The following is a 21,589-nucleotide window of genomic DNA, read 5'->3' on the forward strand; positions in this document are numbered from 1 at the left end:
CGAAACCTGTCGGCCAGAACCGCTCTCGCCCCGGCCAGCCCGATCTGGTCGCCCGCTGTGACGCGGTTCCCCTCGTAGTTCCTGATGTAGTCCCCATGTGTTTGATTATGGCCGATTGTCAGCGGGATCTTTCAATGCAGCGGATGCTCGCGCCGGACGTAAAAGGACACCCGGCCTGCCTGCATCCGTTGCGTCGGTTAGCACTGCTCTTGAGATAGGTCCACTATGCATGTCGAGTGTGTATATACTCGGCATGTAAGTATTGTGCAGTGAAATCGTTGGGGAGTCGTCGTGTCGGTACGTCAGAGCATTCTTGCCATTCTCGATCAGGGGTCCAGTTACGGGTATCGGCTGCGCGCCGAGTTCGAGCGACGCACCGGCTCGACCTGGCCAATCAACGTCGGTCAGATCTACAACACGCTGGATCGGTTGGAACGCGACGGTTTGATCGTGAAGGGGGACACCGACACCGACGGCCACGTGTTCTACTCGATCACCACTGCGGGTCACGACGAGGTGACCAGATGGTTGCGTTCCCCGGTGCAACGCCCGGAGACGACGCGGGACGAACTGGCCATCAAGCTGGCTGTCGCCGTGACGCTGCCCGGTGTTGATATTGCTGAAATCGTGCGGGTGCAGCGGATGTCGACGATGACGACGCTGCAGCAGCTCACCCGGGCGAAGAACAGCGGGGATGACCCCGAGTCCACCGATGAGCTCGCCTGGCTGCTCGTGATCGACTCGTTGATCTTTCAAGCTGAGGCCGAAATTCGCTGGCTGGATCATTCCAGCTCTCGCCTGGCTCGGGCGAAAGACCGGGGATTGGCCGCGAGCGAACCGCTGGCCGAGCCGCGCCGACGCGGTCGACCAGCGCGAACCGACACGCCCACGACTGCCCAAGCTGCGACTGATGGAAGGGTTCTTCGATGAGCACCGAGTTGCTGCGCCTCGACGGTGTCTCGCGTCAGTACGGACACGGCGAAACTGCCCGTACTGCCCTGGTCGGAATCGATTTGACGATCATGGCGGGCGAGATGGTCGCGGTGATGGGCGCATCGGGCTCAGGCAAGTCGACCTTGCTCACCATTGCGGGCGGCCTGACCACGCCGACCTCGGGTGAGGTCGTCATCGATGGCCAATGGATCAGTTCGATGACTGCCAAACAGCTCGCGGTTCTTCGCCGCCGCACCCTCGGCTTCGTGTTCCAGGATTTCAATTTGATTCCCGCACTGACCGCCCTCGAAAACGTCACGCTGCCCCTGGAATTGGATAGTTGGCGCAGCCGCGACTCGCGACGCGCCGGCCTCGACGCCCTTGCGTCGGTCGACCTAGTGGACCGGGCAGGCAACTACCCCGACGACCTCTCCGGAGGCCAGCAGCAACGCGTCGCGATCGCCCGCGCCATTGTGGGCACCCGCAAGCTGATCCTCGCCGATGAACCCACCGGCGCTCTGGACAGCCATACCGGCGAAGTCGTGCTGCGGATGCTGCGGCACCGTGTCGACGCCGGTGCCGGCGCGATTATGGTCACCCACGATGCCCGGCACGCCGCCTGGGCTGATCGCATCGTGTATCTCGAAGACGGTCGCATCGTCGGTCAATCGTCGACCGGATCGCCAGAAGAACTCCTCGGAGCTGGTCGGTGATGACCGGTCGAAGCCGTCGTCGTAGCCGCATTGCCCCGTTCCGTGCCGCCCTGAGGTTTGCCCGGCGCGACGCCTGGGCCGCCAAGGGACGCAGCGCCCTCATCATCGCCATGGTCGCCATCCCGGTGGCCGGGCTCAGTGGCGTTGCCCTGGTCGGGCTGAGCATGGTGCCCACCGTCGACGAGACGATCGCCGTCGAACTGGGCCAGGCCGACGCCCGCATCAACATGATCAGCAGCCCCGATCCGTCGATGATTCAGAGCCCCGCTCAGCCCGAGTGGCATCAGGTCGAAATGGATTCCGCTGGCGTTCCCGTCAACACGCAAGCGGATGCCCAGCTGGTCGATCCGGCCACCCTCGTTCCAGCGGATTCGACTCTCATCGCCCTGCGTTCGACGGACGTGACCATTGAAACGGCCACCGGGATCGCCGGGATGCCCGCGATCGAGGGCGAGACCTGGAACGCCGAGTTCGAGCCTAAATACGCCCTGGTAGATGGGCGCGCTCCCGAGACCAACGATGAAATCCTGGTCACCGCCGCCGCACTTGACCGGCTGGGCGTGGGGCTCGGCGACGGGGCAACTCTGCTCGACCCTGAGCGTTCGGTCACCGTGGTCGGTGTGCTGGATGCCGCGGAATATCCCGACTCCAAGATCGCCGTGTTCGGCCGCCTCGGTGCGTTCACCGGCGACAGCCAGGCCAGCGTCGGTCAGGACGATTTCTACCTGTTCGACCACGCCCTGGACTGGCCGGCCGTGCAGCAGCTGAACGAGTCGGGGGCCGTCGTTCTTTCGAAGTCGGTGCTGCTGTATCCGCCACCAGCTGGCAGCTACCAGCTGCAGGCATCCGCTGAATTGCAGGGCGTGGCGACGACGGTCGTGACGCTGACGGCAGCGGGCGTTGCCTTCGCCGTTCTGGAGGTCGCCCTACTAGCCGGCGCAGCGTTCACCGTCGGCGCGAGGCAGCAGCAACGCACACTGGCGACCGTCGCGAGCGTCGGCGGGCACCGGCGCACCCTGTTCCAGATCGTGACCGCGAGCGGTCTGGTGCTGGGATTCGCCGGCGGCATTGCCGGTGTCGCGATCGGTGTCCTCGCTGGCTCGCTGTTCATGGCGATCACCGGTGACGGCAGCGCCGTGCAGTACTGGGGCTACCACCTGTCCATACCCATTCTCATTGGGATCGCCCTGTTCGCCATGCTCATCGGCTGGATCGCCGCCCTCCTCCCGGCATGGACGGCGTCCCGCCTGGACGTGCTGGCCGCCCTGCGCGGTGCACGGCGGCCCCAGGCTGTGCGTCACACCGGCCGCCGCTGGATCGGAATCTCGATCATCGTGGCCGGGGTCGCCATGACGGCGGGCGGGGCGCTTGCGGGGACCGCGAGCTTCTCCGCGCCCGGCGTCATCAATAACAGCTCGCTCTACCAACTGTCCATCATGCTCGTGCTCGCCGGACCGGTTCTGGCGCAGGTCGGGGCTCTGCTCGTTGCACCGGTCATCCTTTCTGCTCTCGCTGCCCTCGTTACCCGGCTCGGCACGGGCGCGCGGCTGGCCGCTCGCGATGTCGTGCGCAACCGGTCCCGCTCGCTTCCCGTGCTCGCGGCGATCACGACGACGGTGTTTGTCGGCACAATGCTGCTGGCGTTCTTCGGCGGATCCGACCAAGCCAGCCGGGCATCCTACGAACGGTGGAACGCCGAGGGCCAGATCATGGTGGACCTGAACGGCTGGACGGCCGAGAGTACTCAGGTCATGTATCCGATTGCACCCGAAGTGTCGACGATGCTCCGTGAGCAGTTCGACGCGGAGAAAGTCAGCGTCCTGTCCGGCGTGCAGCCGGCGTCACCCGAAGCTACGGACAGCTCGCCCAAGCCTCTGGTCGCATTGCGCCCAGAGGTTCGGTGCGAAGTCGTGAGCGGTTCGAACCCGGCCGGTGCCTGTGACGCGCCGTTCTGGTTGTTCTCGAACGGATCTGCACCCCAGATCTGGACAGGCACAGTCGACGACCTCGCACTGATTCTCGACGAGGAAGTCTCCGAAGACGCCCAGCGTGCGCTGCGAGCTGGGGGAGCGGTCTCCCTTTACCCCCAATATGTGCAGGATGACGGGACCATCCAGATCGAATGGATGTCGGCATCCACTTCTATCGACGCAAACCTGGAGGTGGCGCCGCTGTCGACCACGACGATCGATGCTGTGGTGCAGCAGCCGGCGCATCCGATTCATTTCGGTGTCTTCATGCTGGAATCGACCGCCACAGCGCACGGCCTGGAGCCAGTCGCCTTTCGAGTGCTCGCCTCCTTGGCTGCACCTTTAGATGACGCAGACTACGACCAGCTGTGGGGATCCCTCCGCTCTCTCACGGGCGGCACAGACCTCGTGGCCCGCTACGAGGCAGGACCGGGCAGCACGACTGAAACTTCCGGCTGGGCCCTGGTCGCGGTGGCAGCACTCGTCGCCTTCGGCGCGGCCGCGGTTGCGTTGGGGCTCGCCCGGGCTGATGGACGCCGCGACGACGTGACGCTGAGCGCGGTCGGCGCGCATCCGGGGCTGCGCCGCAACGTGGCCTTCTGGCAGGCCGTGCTGCTGACCGGCACGGGCGCGGTGCTGGGCGGAATCCTCGGCCTGCTGGGCCCCACCATGCTCGGGCTGGTCGGCCTGCTGCCCTTCGCACCGCCGTGGCCCCAGGTTGCGCTGCTCGTTCTTGGGCTACCCGTGATCATCGCGGTCGGCAGCTGGCTCTTCACCCGCCCGGCGCAATTCGAGGAGCGTCTGCAGCGCACGCTCACCTAGTGGGAGATCTTGCGACACGGGTGGACGGTGCTACTCCCTAGCGCGAGATTTGCTGCAGCGCCCAGGAGTTTCCGTCGGGGTCGCTGAAGAAGGCGTACCGAACGCCGCCACCCATGTCGCTGACGTCTGACACCGCAACCCCGTTTTCGAGGAGAGCCTCGCGGGTCGCTTCGACATCGTCGACCACGAGACGCAGATTCTGCACCGGTGCCGCCTGCGGGTCGCTGAATCCCACACCGATGGCGATCGAGCAGGCCGATCCCGGCGGTGTCAGTTGCACGACCCGCATGCCAGTGCCCGGTTCCACGTCGTGATCCAGGCGAAAACCCAACTGCGAGGCCGGACGGGCACTCGTTTTCCGTGGACTCAGGGGTCAATCAGCGCGTTGAGACTGGCGAGCGGTACGAGGCCTTCTGCCTTCGCCGCGAGCGCCGGGTCGACGGTGACCAGGGCGTCGGCCTGAAGCGCGGCGACCGCAATGTACTCCGCTTCATAGATTGTCTCCCACCCATGGTCGCGGGCGATCCGCCACGCGGTGCGGCGCGAAACCCGGTCACCGAGCAACCGCATCTTGAGTTTGGTGAGGCGCTCGTGCTGCTCGAGGGCCTGCTCCTCGCTGAGATCCCGTCTGCGCACGGCCGCAAACAGCAGGGCCAGCGCCTGTGAGCGGATGACGCCCGGCGCGACAATCTGATGGCTTGCCTCGACCCGCATGCCGGTGGCCACGATGTGCAGCAGGGTCGGCGCGTCGATCACATAGCGAGTCATGCAGGCCAGAATAGACGGTGCCATCTACCGTCACGCTGGCGACCCTCAGCATCAACTACCGCACGCCGACGGCACCGTTTGCATCATCGGCGCCGGCAGCGAGGGAGCGGTCGACCGTTACGTAGCGATGACCAGGGCCACGCAGCAACTGGTGATCCTCACGACGATGGGCGGCCTAGGTGAGCGAGAAGAGAAAAATCGGCGCGACAATCCGGGTGATATCGCTTGACCCCTGATCGGATTGGGCAATGACGCCGTAGGGCAATTCCATCCCGGCGTCGGCGATGATGCCCGGAAAGGACGTTGGGAGGTCGAGTGCCACCGAGCGCACACCGAAGGCATCATCGATGTGCACGCGGTTCGCATCCTGGCCGCTCGCGACAGAGTCAAAGGCATCTCCGACGATTGTGCCGTCGACCGAGGCGATGGCGAGACCACCATCTGTGCTGGCCGCCGTCGCCCAAACGCTGAATGCGGGCTTATATCGGCTTGCTTCCCCGGTGGGCATTGCCTCGCTCGAGTACCGGTTCACCACGATGTCGAACCCGCCCCAGGAGGTCCCATCCATATCGGGATAGTGACTCGAGCCGTCCTGATGATGCGTGGTCAGTGCCTCTCCGAGAATATTGACGGCGGCAGCGACGGCTTCGTCGCCGTTCTCGGAATAACGGAGCGAGAGTAGTACGTTTCCGTTCTCATCCACGACGTCGGTCGTCTCGGCTCCGATGAGAATGCGGTCGGGTTCTGTAGCCGCCGCAGTTTCGGACGGGACCGGGTTGCCGGTCGGGGGAGTGGCCGGCGGTGTGGCCGTGCAGGCCGACAAAGCCCCGGCCAAAACGATCAGAGTGATCACAGCGAGTGTTTTACGGATACGAGCCCCCAGAAACTGTCGAGGTGAACAAAACCGCCTCACCTAACTCCACGCTATCGTGCCATAGCGGATGCCTCGTCGGTCTCGGCCTACATGAACTAGCCCGTCAGGTGAGCGAAAAGAACAGAGCGATCACGGCAGCGACGGACACGACCGCACGCGCATAGTTGGCCAGGGACCAGCTCCGGTCGAAGGACTGCCACGCAGCCTTCAGGCCGGGTGAATTAGAGGCTGGCACGGCCATGGCGGCGAGCATTCCCCCCCTGGGCGGCTGTAGCGCGCTTATTTGGCGGCGAGCAGGCGCGCAACACGAGGCTTGACCTCGGTGGCGAGCAACGTGACGGACTCGAGCAGGTGTTCCTGGGGGAGCCCGCCGTGGTCGCCCTGCAGAAAGTGCCGCATGTGACCGAGGTGCCGGTGTAGGTCGACAATGCGCTCGGCGACGTCGTCCGGGTCGCCGACGTAGTACGCGTTCGGAGCGTCGACCTGGGCCAGAAAATCGCGACGCTGCGGGGCTGGCCAGCCGCGCAGCTTGCCCATCTCGAGGTTGAGGTTGACCCACCCGGGGTAGAGCCGGTCGATCGCTTCCTGCTTGGTGGGCGCCACCAGGCCAAAGGTCGCGACCGAGACCTTGATGTTGTTGCCGGTGTGGCCGGCCTGCTGGGCTGACTGCCGGTACAGGTTGGCCAGCGGAGCGAACCGGTGCGGCTGGCCGCCGATGATGCCGTAGGAGATGGGGAGGCCCAGCCGTCCGGCGCGGGCCGACGACGGCGCACTGCCGCCGGTGGCGATCCAGATGGGAAGCGAACCGTTGACGGGCCGCGGCACCACCGCAAGGTTCGGGATTGGCGGCCGCACGGTGCCAGACCAGGTCACGTTTTCGGCCCGGCTGTTATTGAGCGTCAGCAACAGGTCGAGCTTCTGCGCGTACAGCTCGTCGTAGTCGTTCAGATCAAACCCGAACAGCGGAAACGTCTCAACCGACGAGCCGCGACCGGCTGTGATCTCGATACGACCGCCGCCGGAGATCGCGTCGGCGGTGGCGAACTGCTGGAACACCCGCACCGGGTCATCCGTTCCAATGATGCTGGCCGCGCTGCCGAGTTTGATCTGCGTCGTCGCCGCGGCGGCAGCGGCGATCAGGGCGCCGGGCGACGACGCCGGCATCGACGCGGTGTGGTGTTCACCCACGCCGAAATAGTCGAGACCCACTCGGTCGGCGAGCACGATGGCATCGAACAGGTTCTTGATCGCCTCGGCGGTCGAGCGCGAGCTACCGTCGGGGCCCCGCTGGGTGTCGCCGAAGCTGTAGGCGCCGATTTCCATGATGTTCTCCATTTGCGTGAGTGAGGGTTTAGGCAGCGACCGCGAGCGGACGGGCCTTCTGAATGAGGGCGACAAGCTGGTTCGCCGTGTGGCTGCCCGTGAAGATCTCGGTGGCCGGCTGGAACGACCGGCCAGCTGCGAGCGGTCCGGCGTCGACGGCGTCATAGCCGAGCCGGTCGATGAAGCTTGCGACGAGTGCCTTCGCCTCGTCGTCGTCGCCGGCGAGCGCGAGCGCTCGCCGCGTCTCATCGCCGGCGGGCCTGTCGTCTTCCTCGAGCTCGTGATAGCCAATGTGATTAAGCGACTTCACGACGCGAGCGTGCTGCAGAAACCCTTCAACAACCTCGCTCGTGGTGCGCGCATCGCTCTCGAAGTCATCGAATACCCCGTCGACCGGCGCCCAATAGTTCATGGCGTCTATGACGATTCGGCCAGCGAGGCTGTCCGGGTTCAACGTGCGGTACTTGTGCAGGGGAATCGCGAGCACGACCAGATCGGATGCCGCGGCCTGGCTTGATTCCACGGCCAGCGCCCCGGGGGTCACAATGTCCACCAGCAGAGCGTTGTCCGCTGCGGGCTGCGTGGTTGCGATGCGCACCTGGTATCCGGCTTTCAGGGCCTGGCGTGCCAGGGCTGTTCCAACCCGCCCGGCGCCCAGAATGCCGATGGTGGTCTCGTCGTTACTGCTCATGCGCTGCTCCCGTCGAAATATGATGCTCTACAGATCATATGTCTCAAAGAATATCTATGCAACCGCATGGTTTGAGATAAGATTGCCTGTATGACTACCGAATCGAGCCTGCCTTCCGCGGCGCCCGGAGACCTGGGATGGAACCTCGCGATGGTTCTGCGCGGTTACCAGCGTCAGTTGGAGACCGCCGTCGACGGGCTGCCCGGGGGAGTGCGCTGCTACCAGGTGCTGTCCACCGTCATTCACCGTGACCTGCCGTCCCAGCAGGCCATCGGCGCGCATCTGGCCATCGACCGCACCGTTCTCACCTATCTCCTCGATGGCATGGTGGACGCCAAGTTGGTGGAACGCATTCCCGACCCCACCGATCGTCGGGCCAGAAAGATTCGGGCCACGACGGAGGGTTTGAGCGTTCTCGCCCGGTACGAGAGGCGCGTTGCTGCCGTGGAAGCCAGCATCCTCTCTGGGATGCACGCCGATGACGCCCACCGGCTGGCTGGCCTGCTCGGCGCGCTCGCCACGAGCGTGCACCGCGCCGATCCAACGGCCAGCCCCTGCGAGGCCGTCGAGTCGCTCGGGCGCGCTGACGTTATCGCTTCACAACATCACTGATTGCCGGGCCGAGATCGGGCCACCTGAAGGTGAATCCCGCCTGCAGCAGGCGTTCCGGTGTCACCCAGCGGCTTTTCAACACCAGTTCTGGTTCGGTGCGCAGCGCCCACATAGCTGGTTCCAGCATCCACCTGAATGCTGGCAGCCCCACGGCGGCCCCAACGCGTCGTCGTAACGTCGACATGAGCGTGCGGTTGTCACTGATCTGCGGTGCTGCCAGGTTGACCGGCCCGTCCAGTGCGTCGTTCTCGACAATGAATGTCACGGCGTTGACAACATCGTCGATGTGAATCCAGCTGAATTTCTGGCGTCCGTGCGAGTGGTGGGTTCGAGTCCCGGCACTGGTCGGTTTTGTACCAATTCCGCGATACCGCCGATGTGGAAACCACCGGCCATCGAATTGAGGACCGCCGAGCCCAAAGCGGGCCAGCCGAACGAGGGCGGCCGTTGCTGGTCCGTCACCCAGCACGATTGCCATCCGCAGCGCAACCCGGCGAGTGGCTGCCAGGTCGCCGGCAAAGAATTCGGCTTCCCATGCCTGAGCGATGTCAGCCGAGAACCCCGTGCCGACGTCGCCGTTGGTTTCGGTCATCGGCCGGTCGAGGGAATAGCGATAAATGGTCGCGGTGCTGGCGTTGAGCCACGCCGGCGGGGGATTCGCGCTCCTGGCGATGGCCTGACGAAGCGCTCTGGTGGTGTCGACACGTGAGCGCAAGATTTCGTCACGGTTCCGGTCGGTGTACCGGCAGTTGACGCTCTTTCCCGCCAGGTTTACGACGAGCTTGGAACCGTCAATCAATGCCTGTACAGCGGATGCATCGTCCCACCGGGCGTCTGGCCCGTTCCGTCCGATGCAGACAACGTCATAACCCTGGTCGCGCAGCTCGCGAACGAGTCGCCGTCCAATAAATCCTGCTGCCCCTCCTATTACCGCGCGTCCTCGAGTGTTCCCCACGAGTCAAGCATACGAGGCGACAGAAACAGCAGGTTCCGGCGTTTTCCTATGACGCTGGCTGGATGAGCCATTTGGAGCACACCTGCACGTTGGCGTCCTCGTAGCCGAGGTGCTCGTAATACCAGTCGCCTGCGGAGTCGGTCTCTGAATCGTCCTCCTCTACGAACACAACTTCGCACAGAAATCTAAATGTATCTGAGAATCCCTCGACTCTAACCTATGGTTTTGGTACAATGGATTCATGAGCCAGAGCGGCGACACCCCCCAACAGCAGGGCGTGATTGACCGTTTCTTGGCGGGTCTGCCTGACGGGGAGTACGCGGACTGGCCGTTCTCCGATGAAGACCTCGCGTGGCGTGAGGAGTGCCGGTCGGTCTGGGAGGCTGAAGAAAGGGCCGACGCCAATACCGCCACTTTGAAGATGTTCGCTGACGGTCCGGCCATCCCGGCCGGCCTCGACCTGACCGACGTGTTCGCTGCGGTCCCGCCGGAGTGTCTGTTCGAGGAGGACCTCCGCGAGGAATTCCTCTATACCGAGTACATCGCCGCCGAAAACATTGCGCGCGAGCTCGACTCAGACCCAGGTGACGGAGCCCCGTCCGACCCTGCTGCTGACCCGACTGCCTCCAACCCGACTGCCTCCAACTCGACTCTTTCCGATCCGACTGCCGCTGACCTGAGTCCGTTCCAGCGTCGGCAGGCGCAGTTCGTTGACCGGGTGATCTACCTCGAGAAGATTATTGCCTGGGCACAGGCGAGTAAGGCGGAGGTTCTCACTGAGGCGTGGGATTACACCACCAATACGGCCGAGACCGGCCGGCCGCAGGCCGGGCCGCAACACGAGCACGACTGGGACGCCACCTTCGCCGCCCAGCAGGGGCTGATCGCCGAAATCGGGTGTGCGCTGCGCATTCCCGCCGGGTCAGCTTCGGGCCTCCTCCTCGAGAGCCGCGTGCTCGTCGAGTCTCGCCCGCGCACCCTCGATGCGCTCCGCTCCGGGGCCATTTCCTTGCGGCATGTCCGGCGGGTGCTTGACCAGCTCAACTCCGTGCCCCGGCCTGCCCGTGCGGAGCTGGAGGCGGTGCTGCTGCCGCACGCTCGCAAGCTCACCGCGGCGCAGTTCGACGGCAAGGCCCGCAAACTGCGTGAACGATTCCACCCCGACAGCATCACCGTCCGCCGCACCAAGTGCCTCGCTGACCGCAGGGTGATGTTCTTCCCCGACCAGGACGGCATGGCCACACTCTGGCTGCGCGCCGCGTCGGACGACCTGTTGGGCGTCTATAACCGCGTCACCGAGACCGCCCTGAGCTTGCAGGGCACCGATGAACCCCGCACTCTCAGTCAGTTGCGAGCGGATGTCGCCATCGACCTCCTCGCCAGCGGCGTCACCAGCACCGGCCTCGGCGCCGGAGTCAGCGCCACTGTGAACGTCACCGTGCCGGTGCTGACCCTGATGGGAAAAAGCGATGAACCCGGCGAGCTGGAAGGATACGGGCCGATCGACCCGGAGACCGCCCGCCGGCTGGCCGGCACCGCGACCAGTTTCCTGCGCATCCTCACCCACCCCCACACCGGCATCGTCCTCGACGTCAGCGCCACCCCGTTCCGGGTGCCAGCGGCGCTGAAGAAATATCTGCAACTCCGTGATGGGACCTGCCGGTTCCCCGGCTGCAACCGCGCAGCCCGACATTCCGACCTCGACCATACCCGCGACAAACAATTCGGCGGGCCCACCGCCGCGACCAACCTGCACTTTCTCTGCCCCGCGAACCACAACCTGAAACACTACAGCGACTGGAACGTTACCGCCGATCCCGACGGCACCCTCAACTGGATCAGCCCCGCCGGCAAACACTACGCCACCGACCCCGCCACCCGCATCAGCCCCCACCTACAACAAACAGCACAGCCTCCACCGCCAGCACCGACCCCGCTCGTCCCACCCGTGAGCGACCCGTGGACATCCGCCTGCAACAACGACGACGACCCCAGCCCCCAACCGTTCTAGGGTCGGGGTCAGGTCACGCAGTCAGCCGCGCCAGATCAGCGAGCTACTCCTCGAAGCTGTTCACCATCGCGAAGGCGGCGCGTTCCATATAGTCCCAGAGGATTCCCCGCTGCAGCGGCGGCAGATTGGCTGCGTCCACGGCGACTTTCATGTGGCCCAGCCAGCGGTCGCGGGCATCCGGATTGACCTTGAAGGGAATGTGCCTCTGACGCAGACGCGGGTGGCCGCGCTGCTCGCTGTAGGTACCTGGACCGCCCCAGAACTGCTCGAGGAACATGACCAGACGATGTTCGGCCGGACCGAGATCTTCTTCGGGATACATCGGCTTCAGCACCGGGTCGGTGGCCACCCCGACGTAGAAGTCGTGCACGAGCTTTTCGAAGAACGGGGTACCGCCGACCTCGTCGAAGAATGTGGGCCCTGCGGCGGGACCGTTCTCACCCTCGCGCAGGTACACGTCGGCGAGTGCTGCAGGCTGATCGGTGGGGTGTCGTTCAGTGGTCACGTGGTGCGGCTTTCTTCTGTTGGGTTATTTCATTGTCAGTCAATGCCGTCGCCGCGAGTTTCGGGGTCGGGCGTGTGCAAGGGGGCAGGGACGCTCTTGGCCTTGCGCGGCCCGCGGGGCTTTCGCACCGCAACCGGGCCGGTACGCACGCCGTCGACGACATCGGGCACGGCCGCAGCGGCCTCTTCGGCGGCGTCGAGGGCGCCCTCGGCCGGTCCACTGGTCGATCCCTCAAGGGTGCCATCGCCGGTGGTCATGACCACGCTGTTGAGCGGCGTGAGCGGCACGCCCATGCCGTCGAGGGCCTTCTTCATGTGCAGGCGCAGGTCACGGGCAAAGTCCCACTTGGCCGAAACCCGGGTCTTGACCACAAGCCGGGTCACGAGGGCTTCGGCGCTGATCGACTCGAGGCCCCAAATCTCGGGCTTTTCGAGGATGAACGCACGCCACTTGCGACTCGACGCAAGGGCAGTGGCGACGCGCAGCAGCTCGTCTTGCACGGCCTCAACGTCGGAACTGTATGGAATGGCGAGGTCGATGATGACGCGCGCCCAGCCCTGCGACATGTTGCCGACCCGCAGAATCTCGCCGTTGCGCACGAACCAGAGCGTGCCGTCGATATCGCGCACCTGCGTGATGCGAATTCCGACGGTCTCCACGACACCGGATGCGAATCCCACGTCGACGATGTCGCCAACGCCGATCTGGTCTTCCACGACCATGAACAGTCCGTTGAGAATGTCCTTGACGATGTTCTGCGCACCGAAACCGAGGCCGGCACCGAGCGCGGCGGTCAGAAGCGCAAAGGAGCCGAGAATGTCCTTGTTCAGGGTCGTGACGATGAGCAGCAGTGCGGTGATCAGGATGAACACGTTCACGATGTTCGCCAGCACCGCACCGAGTGTGCGCGAGCGCTGAACGACCCGCACCGCAGCCATCGGCGACACATTCAGCGCCTGCGTGTCATCGACCTTCTGATTCTTCTTGACGCCGGAGACGATCTGCTGCACCACGCGCCGAATGACGAATTGCAGAACCCAGCGTAGGGCGAAAGCGATGACGATGATCATCGCGACGGCGATGATCTTTTCTACGTAGACGGTCCACTCAATTTTGGCGATGGAGGTGCCGAGGTTGGCCCAGAATGTATCCCAGTTCATATCCAAGCCAGTCTACCGATGGGCCGTCTGTGGAACCCCGGAAGTGAGCCCGGTCACGGTATCGGCGCCAGCGACACGCAGCCGCAGCAGACCGGTCTCTGCACCGCAGGCAGCGGCATCCTCTCGGTAATCGTGGAGTTTGCTGTGAACCTCAGGGCAAACGGAAACCCCGCGACCAGCCTGTGGCCGGGCGCGGGGTTCGTGGTCGTTCTGCCTTCTAACTACTCGGCGTCGCGCGCCTGTACCTTGAGCGACCGCTCGACCCCGGCCAGGTTCTCGACCACGAGGCGGCGCAGCGCGGCCGGCTCCGGGTTCGCGTCGAGCCAAGCCTGCGTCGCGTCGGCGAGGGCCTGGTTGTTCAGCGGCGCCGGGTAGAGGCCGATGACGAGCTTCTCGCCGATCGAGAAGCTGCGCGACTCCCACACCGACTGCAGCATATTGAAGTAGGTCGCGACGAACGGTTCGAGGAGCGCCTCGTCGTTCACTCGCAGGAATCCGGCGGCGGTTGTGCGCACGATGGTCGTCGCTGCCGTGTCGACGTCGATGAGCGACGACCAAGCAGCGAGCTTGCCCTCGGCCGTGGGGAGTGCGGCCCGGGCCAAAGCCGCCGACTGGGCGCCGGTGGCCGTGTTGTCGCGCGCGAGCGCCGCGTCGATCTCGGTGGCGTCTGCGCGGCCCCCGGCTACGAGGGCGGTGAGCAGCTCCCAGGCCAGGTCGGTGTCGACGGTGAGACCATCCAGCACGGTGTCGCCCGAACGAAGAGCGGCCACGTTCTCGAGCTGGGCGGGGGTGGCCGCAACAGCGGCGAAGAACTTCACGAACTGGAACTGCGCGTCGCTGCCGACCGCTGCTCCCTGTGCGAGGGTCCACAGTGCGTCGGCGACCTCGGTGGTGACGGCGGCGCGGTGCGGCTGGGCCACGTAGTAGTTCGCCGTGAGCAGGACCTGGCCGAGCACCGTGCGCAGCGTCGTCGACTCGGTTTCGGTGGCCACGTTGTTCAGCACCAGTCGCACGAAGTCGCGCGCCGTGGTTTCGGCGTCGCGGGTGGCGTCCCAGACCGAACCCCAGACCAGGGCGCGGGCGAGCGGGCTCTCGATGACGGAGAGATGTTCCAGTGCCACCGCCTGCGAGGCCGGGTCGAGGCGAACCTTGGCGTAGCTGAGGTCGTCGTCGTTGAGCAGGATCAGGTCGGCGCGCTCGCGGCCGACGAGGGCGGGGACATCCGTTCGTGGACCGTCGACATCAAGCTCGACCCGGTGCGTGCGCACGAGCTTGTGGTCGTCGCTGAAGGTATAGAACCCGATCGCGAGGCGGTGCGGGCGAATGGTGGGGTAATCGGCTGCGGCGCTCTGCAGCACCGCGAAGCTGGTGATGACGCCCGCTGCGTCGACGGTGATTTCGGGGCGCAGGGTGTTGACGCCGGCGGTTTCGAGCCACAGCTTCGCCCAGCCGCTGAGATCACGGCCGCTCGCCGCCTCGAGTTCAACGAGCAGGTCGGAAAGCTCGGTGTTGCCCCACTCGTGCTTCTGAAAGTAGGAGCCGACGCCGGTGAAGAACGCCTCAATACCCACCCAGGCGGCGAGCTGCTTGAGCACGGAGCCGCCCTTGGCATAGGTGATGCCGTCGAAGTTGACGAGCACGTCGTCGAGGTCGCGGATGGTGGCGACGACCGGATGGGTCGACGGCAGCTGATCTTGCTTGTAGGCCCAGCTCTTCTCCATCACGGCAAAGGTGGTCCAGGCTTCGTGCCACTCGGTGGCTTCGGCGGTGGCAATGGTCGACGCCCACTCGGCGAAACTCTCGTTGAGCCAGAGGTCGTTCCACCAGGTCATGGTGACCAGGTCGCCGAACCACATGTGGGCGAGTTCATGCAAAATTGTCACGACGCGGCGTTCCTTGACGGCATCGGTCACCTTGGAGCGAAAAATGTATGTCTCGGTGAAGGTGACCGCGCCGGCGTTCTCCATGGCGCCCGCGTTGAACTCCGGCACGAACAGCTGGTCGTACTTGTCGAAGGGGTAGGCGTAGCCAAACTTCTCCTCGTAGTAAGCGAAGCCCTGGCGGGTCTTCTCGAGGATGTAGTCGGCGTCGAGGTACTCGCTGAGGCTCTTGCGGCTGAACACGCCGAGCGGGATGATACGCCCATCGCTCGACGTGAGTTCGCTGCGCACGACGGCGTACGGGCCGGCGATGAGCGCGGTGATGTAGCTCGAGATGGTGTGGGTGGGCGCAAACGCCCACGTGCTGGCGCCGTTGCCGGCATCGGTCGGTTCGGGCGTGGTGGAGTTGGAGACGACCTGCCACTCGCTCGGTGCGGTGACGGTGAAGGAGAATTTCGCCTTCAGGTTGGGCTGCTCGAACACCGCGAACACGCGGCGGGAGTCGGGGACCTCGAACTGACTGTAGAGGTAGACCTCGTTGTCGACGGGGTCGACGAAGCGGTGCAGACCCTCACCGGTGTTGGTATAGAGCGCGTCGGCGTCGACGACGAGCTCGTTCTCGGCCTGCAGACCGTCAAGCTGAATGCGGATGCCGTCACTCACGACGGCGGGGTCGAGCGCGGCGCCGTTGAGGGTCACAGAATGCACCTGTGATGTGATGGCGTCGATGAAGGTCGAGGCGCCGGGGGTGGCGGCAAAGCGCACCGTGGTGGTGCTGCCGAACGTGGTGGGGCCGGTGGTGAGGTCGAGCACAACGTTGTAGCTCGCTACCGTGACGAGCGCGGCGCGCTCGGTCGCTTCAATGCGGGTGAGATTTTCTCCGGGCAACTTAGTTCTCCAATTTAATTCACGATTTGATTCGCGACGGATTCCATTTAGAACGGTGAAGCCTCGGTAGTCGGGCGCCATCGCACCCCGCAAGCCTAACCATGATTACGATGTGGGCATGAGAGCAAGCACGGACCCGAGCGTCGCGACCGCCGAACGCTACCGGGCCTTCGCCAAGGTCGAAGCCCGCGGAATGAGCGTCTGTTACGAACGGTGGGCCGCTGGGGTCGCGGCCGATCCCGCCACCATGGCCTTGATCGACCAGCTGCCCGCGGTCAAGCGCCAACCGAACCTGGTGTTCAGCGCGGCTCGGTTGCACGGGGCAGTGGTGGGGGAGTACCCGCAGTTCGCGGCCTGGCTGCGCGAGCACTGGTCCGATGTGGCCGCCACCTGCCTGACCCACGCCACCCAGACCAATGAGCCCGGCCGCTGCGCCGTACTGTTGCCGGCGCTGGCGGCGCTCGCCGGACCGCTCGCGATCATCGAAGTGGGGGCATCCGCCGGTCTCTGCCTGCACCCCGATCGGTACAGCTACCGGTATCGGCTAGCTGATGGCGACGAGCGGATGCTGCACCCGACAGACGGTCCGAGCCCGGTGGTTTTAGACTGCGCCGTCACCGGCCCGGTGCCGCTGCCCGAGCGGATGCCCAAGATTGTCTGGCGGGCCGGAATCGATCTTCATCCCCTCGACGTGCACAGCGACGCTGATCTGGCCTGGCTTGAGGCGCTGATTTGGCCGGAGCACGACGACCGTCGATCCCGGCTGCGCGCCGCGGTTGCCGTGGCCCGACAAGAGCCGGTCCAGATCGTGACCGGCGACCTCAACGACCAAATCGAAGCGCTCATTGCCCGGGCTCCGGCCGAGGCAACCGTTGTCGTGTTCCACACCGCGGTACTCGCCTACCTGAATGAGCCAGATCGCAACCGGTTTGCCGCGCAGATGACCCGGTTGCCGGTGCGCTGGCTGTCGAACGAGGGACAGAGTGTGGTGCCCGGGGTGCTCGAGCGGCTTGCGGAGGCGCCGGCACTGTCATCCGCATTCATTTTGGCCCTGGACGGCGAGCCAATCGCCCTGACCCAGCCGCACGGCCGCGCGTTGCATTGGCTCGGATGAGTCGGACCGACGAGCCGCTAGCGGCAGAAGCGGCTCAGAATCCGGCGGTACCGACAGTTGCAACTGCTCCAAGAAGCGGAGAACTATGTCGGTAACCAAACGGAAGCGCATAGTGGTGCCAGACATTGCGACGAAGTCTTGCGGGAACGTGTGTGACGGATGCATGAGGCACGACTCACTGAGATCTAGCAGCTGTAGAAACCACCTACGCCGTTGTCAATTCGACAACCGGTTCCGTCTGATTTGTCTGGACCAAAGGCACCGGCACAGCAGTCGCCATTTTTACTGCCAGAACCGCCAGAAGTGCTTCCACCACCGGACGAACCAGAGCTCGCAGACTTCTTCGCAGTGGCTTGGTTGGCAGCGACCCGTGCAGCCTCTTGTGCAGCTGCAGCAGCAACACGTGCAGCTTCTGCCTCGGCCGCGACACGTGCAGCCTCAATCTCAGCTGCGATACGCGCGGCTTCTTCGGTCTGGAAGACAGCAAAGTCACTCGTCAGTACAGCGACGCTCGCGGTAAGCGCAGTAGTAGCAGTTGCCGCTGTGCTGTTCGTAGCCGTGATGCTTGCGACCTGGTCGCGCGTTGCGCAGGGAGGCACAGCAGCAATCGTGATGTTTGCGAGTCCAGTACTGGCAGCGCTGACGTCGCTGATGAGTTCAGTGCCGCTGGCACGTGCAGGGAAAGCCTCGACGGCGGTGATACCGGCTACAGCGTCAACCGCTTCAACGCCTTCGCTGGCTGCAGTAGCTTCTATTGCGAGCACCTCGTCGACCGCAGGCACTGCTTCTACAGCGACGCGCGCTGCGTAGTCGGTGCTGATTGCGGGCGCGACACCCTCAGCGACAACCGGCAGCTCGAGCACGGCGACAGCGAGCACCGCCGCGTCAGAGGCTGCGAGAGCAGTCTTCATACTGGTGGCAGCGCGGGTGCCGGCCGTAACCGCAGCAGTGCAGAGACTCGTGGTCTCAGCCTTGTAGCTGGTCACGCCAATGGCCGTAGCCGTGATGCCACCGCCGATCACGAGCGCGCCGGCAGCGAGGATGGCGATGAGCTTGAGGCGCGAGGGCGGGGTGTTTGCGCGTGTTGTAGCGGTGCCGAAGTTTGCCATTGAATTGCCCCCTGATACGTGGTTCGGACTACACACAGTTCCCGCTAATGCAATTGGCGGGCAGGAGTTCCTCTACCGCAATCAGATTAGCGGCATTGCCTTGCTACAAAGCAATCAAGCGATCCGTCAGCGATCGGGTGCTGCGGTTGCGCGTTAGGGGAGTTGCCCGTTACGGCGATGGCCTAAACGGATAGGCGCCGGTTATTGGTGTTCGTCACCCGGAACGTCGGCGGGTGGCACGGCCGACGGCTCCGCTGACGATGGCGCCGCGCTACCGGTCGCCCGCCCGAAGGAGCCAAATTGCCTTGTCATCGCCGAACCGTGCATTGGAGCGTAGCTGCCACCGCTCGGCCCGGCGCTGAGTTCCTCTTCGGGCTGCCAGCGCGGGTTTTCGCTACTGCTGGTGCCGAGGAGCCGTCGGGTGAGGGATTCGCCCGTAGACAACAGATCGTCGAGGGCGACCTGCAGGTCGTTGTCGTCGACGGTGTCGGCGCGGAGGGCAGCGCGGAGCACGGCCCGGCGAATGAGCTCCTTCGCGAAGGAGCCCGTCACGCCCTCCGCCCGGCCGGCTGCCGCATCGAGGGCGGCCGGGCTGAACGGCAGCGCTCCCGCGTAGCGCCGGAACAGCCGCTCTCGTTCGGCCAGCTCGGGCAACGGCACTTCGACGGCGAGATCGACCCGGCCCGGCCGTTCGGCGAGGGCCCGCTCGAGAACCTCGACCCGATTGGTGGTCATGACGAACGCCACATCGGCGTCGCCATCGAGCCCGTCGAGGGCGTCGAGCACCTCGAACAACAGCGGCTGCGGAGTCGCGTTACGTTGCATTGCGACCAGGTCGATGTCTTCCAGCACGACAATCGACGGCGCAAAGGTACGAGCGATCTCGGCGGCGGCAGCAATGTGCACGATGCTGGATCCGGTGAGCAGCACCGCGGTGATGCCCGGGGTCTCGCTGAGCAGGTGACGCACGGTGAGGGTTTTGCCGGTTCCGGGAGGACCGTAGAGCAGCACACCGCGCTTCAAATGTTGTCCGGCGGCCAGCAGAACCTGGCGTTGCTCACCGATTCCGATGACGTGGTCGGTGATGGTGCCGAGGATGCCCTCTGGCAACACGATAGCGGCTGTCGGTACGACGGGGCGTTCCAGAAAGGTGATTCCGGCCCCGGCTCCGTATTCGGTGTGCACGAACGAGAGCACCTGGCCGCGCAACACGCTGTGCTCGATCATGAGTGTGCGCAGGTGCTCGAGAAAGGCGGTGACCGTGTGCGGTGACTCGGCCATGATTTCGAGTTCGGCCGTGTTGCGCCCGTATTGCGGGTTGGCGGCGCGTTGCAGCACCGCGATCGGCTGGTCGTCGAAGCGGATGAGCCGCACGCCGAAGGAGACGACCTGACGGGTCGACATTGGTCCGGTCGCCCGGGCCGAGTAGTCCACCGGGCCGGGGCCGAAGCCCTGAAACGGGCTGGCCACGAGCTCGGACAGGCTCGAATGAAAGCGCTGTTGCCCGCCGGAGACGCCAAGAAGCGCGGCCGGATCGGAGCCGGCCAACGTGGTCAGAGCGATGTCCGCGTCGACGAGGCGATGATCGGCGAGCGTTTCGGACACGACCGGCAACGTCGACGCGTTCGCGCCGAGAAACTCGGTGATCACGTCGCCGAGCGGCGACAGGCCCGACGGGTTCTGGGCATCCGCTGTCGCCACGACGCGTTCCATGAACTTCTTGAACGAGCGCACGACGTCTCGGTCGAAAGTATCCTCGGTCATCTTGTGCTCCTGACTTGTGGCAGCCGTTTCGAACCTAGCGGGCCTGGGCGATGATCGCTTCGGCCACGGCAACCGCTTGGGAGACCGATTCGACCGAGTAGGCCGACTCGCCGAGCGAAAAAATCACTGTGCAGTAACCGGAGGGGTCTGCGCAGACCTGGACGGCGTGCTCACCTTCGACGGCCCCCTCGAGCACGATCGGCGGCAATGCGGCCTGACTGTCCGGCTCCGTGATCATCGTGTCGACGATCCCGGCAAGACCATAGCCGACGTGGATCGAGGTGCCCAAAACGCCGTCGGCGCGCACGTCGCACCGAAACAACCCGGCGGCCTGCGACACGAAGCCGTCGAAGTAGACCGGATTCATGTTTGACGAGTCGAAGATTTCGTACTCGAGCGCATCGACGCCGAGGGCCATGGCGATGCCCTGCGGCTTGAGCGCGCCGCTGCAGGCCGGTTCACGCGGGGTCAGGGCGACCGCCGGCCAGGCTAACTGGCTGGGTTCGGCATCCGTCAGAGTGGAATAAACGGATGCCGCGAGCGGCTGCATCTGCGCTACGATCGCGTCGCTCGTCATGCGGTCAAAGCGCACATCGCGGGTACCGAATGAGTTGGTGCTCATCGTGATTTCGACCCAGGCGTCCCCGACCGGAGCCGAGATGAAACACCCGGGGTCGCCGCATCCGGTGGCCGCTTCGATGCCGCCGATGCTAGTGAGCGGGTCGGTCGGACCGTTGCCGGTATCGTTTGGCGCCCAGGACTCGGCCGCACCGGGCAGTACCTTGACGCTCAGGTAAGCCCAGTCGGAGTCGGCTTGGTGATCCATCGGGTTGCCCGCCGCAGTGCCGACTCGCCAGGAGCAGGACAGCCCGCCGAGGGCTGGGACGGCGTACTCGACCAGGAATGTCGATGGCTGCGTCGCGGCAACCGGGGTCGGTATGGTGCCGGAGGGATCCCCAAAGATCTTGGCAATGTCGCCCGGAGCCGCGATATCGTCACAGCTGAGCGGGCTGGTGGCTGCGGCGGGCGCTGCGGTTGGCCTAGGCGTTGAAGTGGCCGCCGGTTCCGGCACCGGTTCGGCCGCGCATCCGCTGAGGGCGACGAGGGCAAGAAAAACGGTTGGCAGGATCAGGGTGCGGCGCAGCATCAGGTCAGCCTAACAGGGCTGATTTTTAGCCCGTGACCTGTGTTTTCCTCGATAATAGGTCATATCCCAACGTACACACCAATATAAATCCCATAGTGGTATGCTCGCGATATGAGCCGACAAATAGCGGTGCGTCTGCCCGACGAGATAGTGGAATACCTCGATCAGGCGGTGGGTGAAGGGCGGGAAAGCAGCCGTGCTTCCCTGATCACTCGAGCCCTCGAACGAGAACGGCGACGCGAAATCGCCCTGCGTGACGTGCGAATTTTGACCGACCGTTTCAGGCAAGCCGACGATCTGGACGAACTCGCCAGTTTTGGCGCGAGTATTCCGTCTGACCTCGCCTGACG

General features: G+C 64.8%; 20 protein-coding genes. 7 read left to right on the forward strand and 13 right to left on the reverse strand.

Annotated features, from left to right (window positions below; genetic code table 11):
• Positions 1 to 291: 291 nt before the first annotated feature.
• Genes E3T39_RS02080 through E3T39_RS02090 form a run of 3 tightly spaced genes read left to right on the forward strand, consistent with a single transcriptional unit; the run spans position 292 to position 4,438 of the window.
• The gene (locus E3T39_RS02080; protein ID WP_134513093.1) at positions 292 to 930 is read left to right on the forward strand and encodes a PadR family transcriptional regulator; all 639 of its coding nucleotides are present in this window, start codon (positions 292 to 294) and stop codon (positions 928 to 930) included.
• Positions 927 to 1,646 (forward strand): ABC transporter ATP-binding protein, encoded by a 720-nt coding sequence (locus E3T39_RS02085; protein WP_134513094.1) that lies wholly within the window; start codon positions 927 to 929, stop codon positions 1,644 to 1,646. The genes E3T39_RS02080 and E3T39_RS02085 overlap by 4 nt, the downstream gene beginning before the upstream one ends.
• Positions 1,646 to 4,438: an ABC transporter permease gene (locus E3T39_RS02090; protein ID WP_134513095.1), complete on the forward strand. Its 2,793-nt coding sequence runs from the start codon at positions 1,646 to 1,648 to the stop codon at positions 4,436 to 4,438. Before E3T39_RS02085 ends, E3T39_RS02090 begins: the two co-directional genes overlap by 1 nt.
• Positions 4,439 to 4,475: 37 nt before the next feature.
• Here E3T39_RS02090 and E3T39_RS02095 read toward each other — a convergent pair whose 3' ends face one another.
• The 6 genes from E3T39_RS02095 to E3T39_RS02115 form a co-directional block, all read right to left on the reverse strand.
• On the reverse strand, positions 4,476 to 4,769 hold the full coding sequence (locus E3T39_RS02095; RefSeq protein WP_255455904.1) for a VOC family protein: 294 nt from the start codon (positions 4,767 to 4,769) through the stop codon (positions 4,476 to 4,478).
• A 35-nt stretch (positions 4,770 to 4,804) separates the two neighbouring features.
• Entirely contained in the window at positions 4,805 to 5,206 is a 402-nt protein-coding gene (locus E3T39_RS02100) for a type II toxin-antitoxin system VapC family toxin (protein WP_134513096.1), read from the reverse strand.
• A 175-nt stretch (positions 5,207 to 5,381) separates the two neighbouring features.
• Positions 5,382 to 6,059 carry a hypothetical protein gene (locus E3T39_RS02105; protein WP_134513097.1) on the reverse strand — a complete coding sequence of 226 codons (678 nt, stop codon included), beginning with the start codon at positions 6,057 to 6,059 and terminating at the stop codon, positions 5,382 to 5,384.
• Between the two features lie 124 nt (positions 6,060 to 6,183).
• Positions 6,184 to 6,333, reverse strand: coding sequence for a hypothetical protein (locus E3T39_RS16065; protein ID WP_166784011.1), 150 nt, complete (start codon positions 6,331 to 6,333; stop codon positions 6,184 to 6,186).
• 26 nt (positions 6,334 to 6,359) lie between these two features.
• Positions 6,360 to 7,403, reverse strand: coding sequence for an LLM class flavin-dependent oxidoreductase (locus E3T39_RS02110; protein ID WP_134513098.1), 1,044 nt, complete (start codon positions 7,401 to 7,403; stop codon positions 6,360 to 6,362).
• Between the two features lie 28 nt (positions 7,404 to 7,431).
• Positions 7,432 to 8,094 (reverse strand): NADPH-dependent F420 reductase, encoded by a 663-nt coding sequence (locus tag E3T39_RS02115; RefSeq protein ID WP_134513099.1) that lies wholly within the window; start codon positions 8,092 to 8,094, stop codon positions 7,432 to 7,434.
• A gap of 90 nt (positions 8,095 to 8,184) precedes the next feature.
• Between E3T39_RS02115 and E3T39_RS02120 the strand changes: the two genes are divergently transcribed.
• Complete coding sequence (locus tag E3T39_RS02120; RefSeq protein ID WP_134513100.1) at positions 8,185 to 8,706, forward strand: MarR family winged helix-turn-helix transcriptional regulator; 522 nt, start codon at positions 8,185 to 8,187, stop codon at positions 8,704 to 8,706.
• On the opposite strand, the gene E3T39_RS02125 is transcribed toward E3T39_RS02120, so the two are convergent.
• Positions 8,684 to 9,661, reverse strand: coding sequence for an epimerase (locus E3T39_RS02125; RefSeq protein ID WP_134513101.1), 978 nt, complete (start codon positions 9,659 to 9,661; stop codon positions 8,684 to 8,686). The two genes, E3T39_RS02120 and E3T39_RS02125, sit on opposite strands and share 23 nt — an antisense overlap.
• 241 nt (positions 9,662 to 9,902) lie before the next feature.
• Here E3T39_RS02125 and E3T39_RS02130 point away from each other — a divergent pair, with 241 nt between their 5' ends.
• The gene (locus E3T39_RS02130) at positions 9,903 to 11,672 is read left to right on the forward strand and encodes an HNH endonuclease signature motif containing protein (RefSeq protein WP_134513102.1); all 1,770 of its coding nucleotides are present in this window, start codon (positions 9,903 to 9,905) and stop codon (positions 11,670 to 11,672) included.
• 43 nt (positions 11,673 to 11,715) lie between these two features.
• Here the strand turns inward: E3T39_RS02130 and E3T39_RS02135 are convergent, their stop codons facing one another.
• The 3 genes from E3T39_RS02135 to pepN all read right to left on the reverse strand — a co-directional run bounded on the left by E3T39_RS02135 (position 11,716) and on the right by pepN (position 16,105).
• Entirely contained in the window at positions 11,716 to 12,123 is a 408-nt protein-coding gene (locus E3T39_RS02135; RefSeq protein ID WP_134513279.1) for a globin, read from the reverse strand.
• 89 nt (positions 12,124 to 12,212) lie between these two features.
• Entirely contained in the window at positions 12,213 to 13,337 is a 1,125-nt protein-coding gene (locus E3T39_RS02140) for a mechanosensitive ion channel family protein (protein WP_174845079.1), read from the reverse strand.
• 221 nt (positions 13,338 to 13,558) lie between these two features.
• Positions 13,559 to 16,105 (reverse strand): aminopeptidase N, encoded by a 2,547-nt coding sequence (gene pepN / locus E3T39_RS02145; protein WP_134513103.1) that lies wholly within the window; start codon positions 16,103 to 16,105, stop codon positions 13,559 to 13,561.
• 118 nt (positions 16,106 to 16,223) lie between these two features.
• On the opposite strand from pepN, the gene E3T39_RS02150 reads away from it, so the two are divergent.
• A complete protein-coding gene (locus E3T39_RS02150; RefSeq protein WP_134513104.1) occupies positions 16,224 to 17,219 on the forward strand; it encodes a DUF2332 domain-containing protein in 996 nt (331 codons plus the stop codon).
• 185 nt (positions 17,220 to 17,404) lie between these two features.
• Here the strand turns inward: E3T39_RS02150 and E3T39_RS16255 are convergent, their stop codons facing one another.
• From E3T39_RS16255 to E3T39_RS02165, 3 genes are all read right to left on the reverse strand, one after another.
• Positions 17,405 to 18,328 (reverse strand): hypothetical protein, encoded by a 924-nt coding sequence (locus E3T39_RS16255; RefSeq protein ID WP_194085989.1) that lies wholly within the window; start codon positions 18,326 to 18,328, stop codon positions 17,405 to 17,407.
• Between the two features lie 201 nt (positions 18,329 to 18,529).
• Positions 18,530 to 20,092, reverse strand: coding sequence for an AAA family ATPase (locus E3T39_RS02160; RefSeq protein WP_134513105.1), 1,563 nt, complete (start codon positions 20,090 to 20,092; stop codon positions 18,530 to 18,532).
• A gap of 34 nt (positions 20,093 to 20,126) precedes the next feature.
• A complete protein-coding gene (locus E3T39_RS02165; RefSeq protein WP_134513106.1) occupies positions 20,127 to 21,239 on the reverse strand; it encodes a hypothetical protein in 1,113 nt (370 codons plus the stop codon).
• 111 nt (positions 21,240 to 21,350) lie between these two features.
• Here E3T39_RS02165 and E3T39_RS02170 point away from each other — a divergent pair, with 111 nt between their 5' ends.
• Complete coding sequence (locus E3T39_RS02170; RefSeq protein ID WP_134513107.1) at positions 21,351 to 21,587, forward strand: YlcI/YnfO family protein; 237 nt, start codon at positions 21,351 to 21,353, stop codon at positions 21,585 to 21,587.
• Positions 21,588 to 21,589: the final 2 nt, after the last annotated feature.

Source organism: Cryobacterium suzukii (assembly GCF_004403185.1).
In the GTDB taxonomy this organism is placed as follows: Bacteria; Actinomycetota; Actinomycetes; order Actinomycetales; family Microbacteriaceae; genus Cryobacterium; species Cryobacterium suzukii.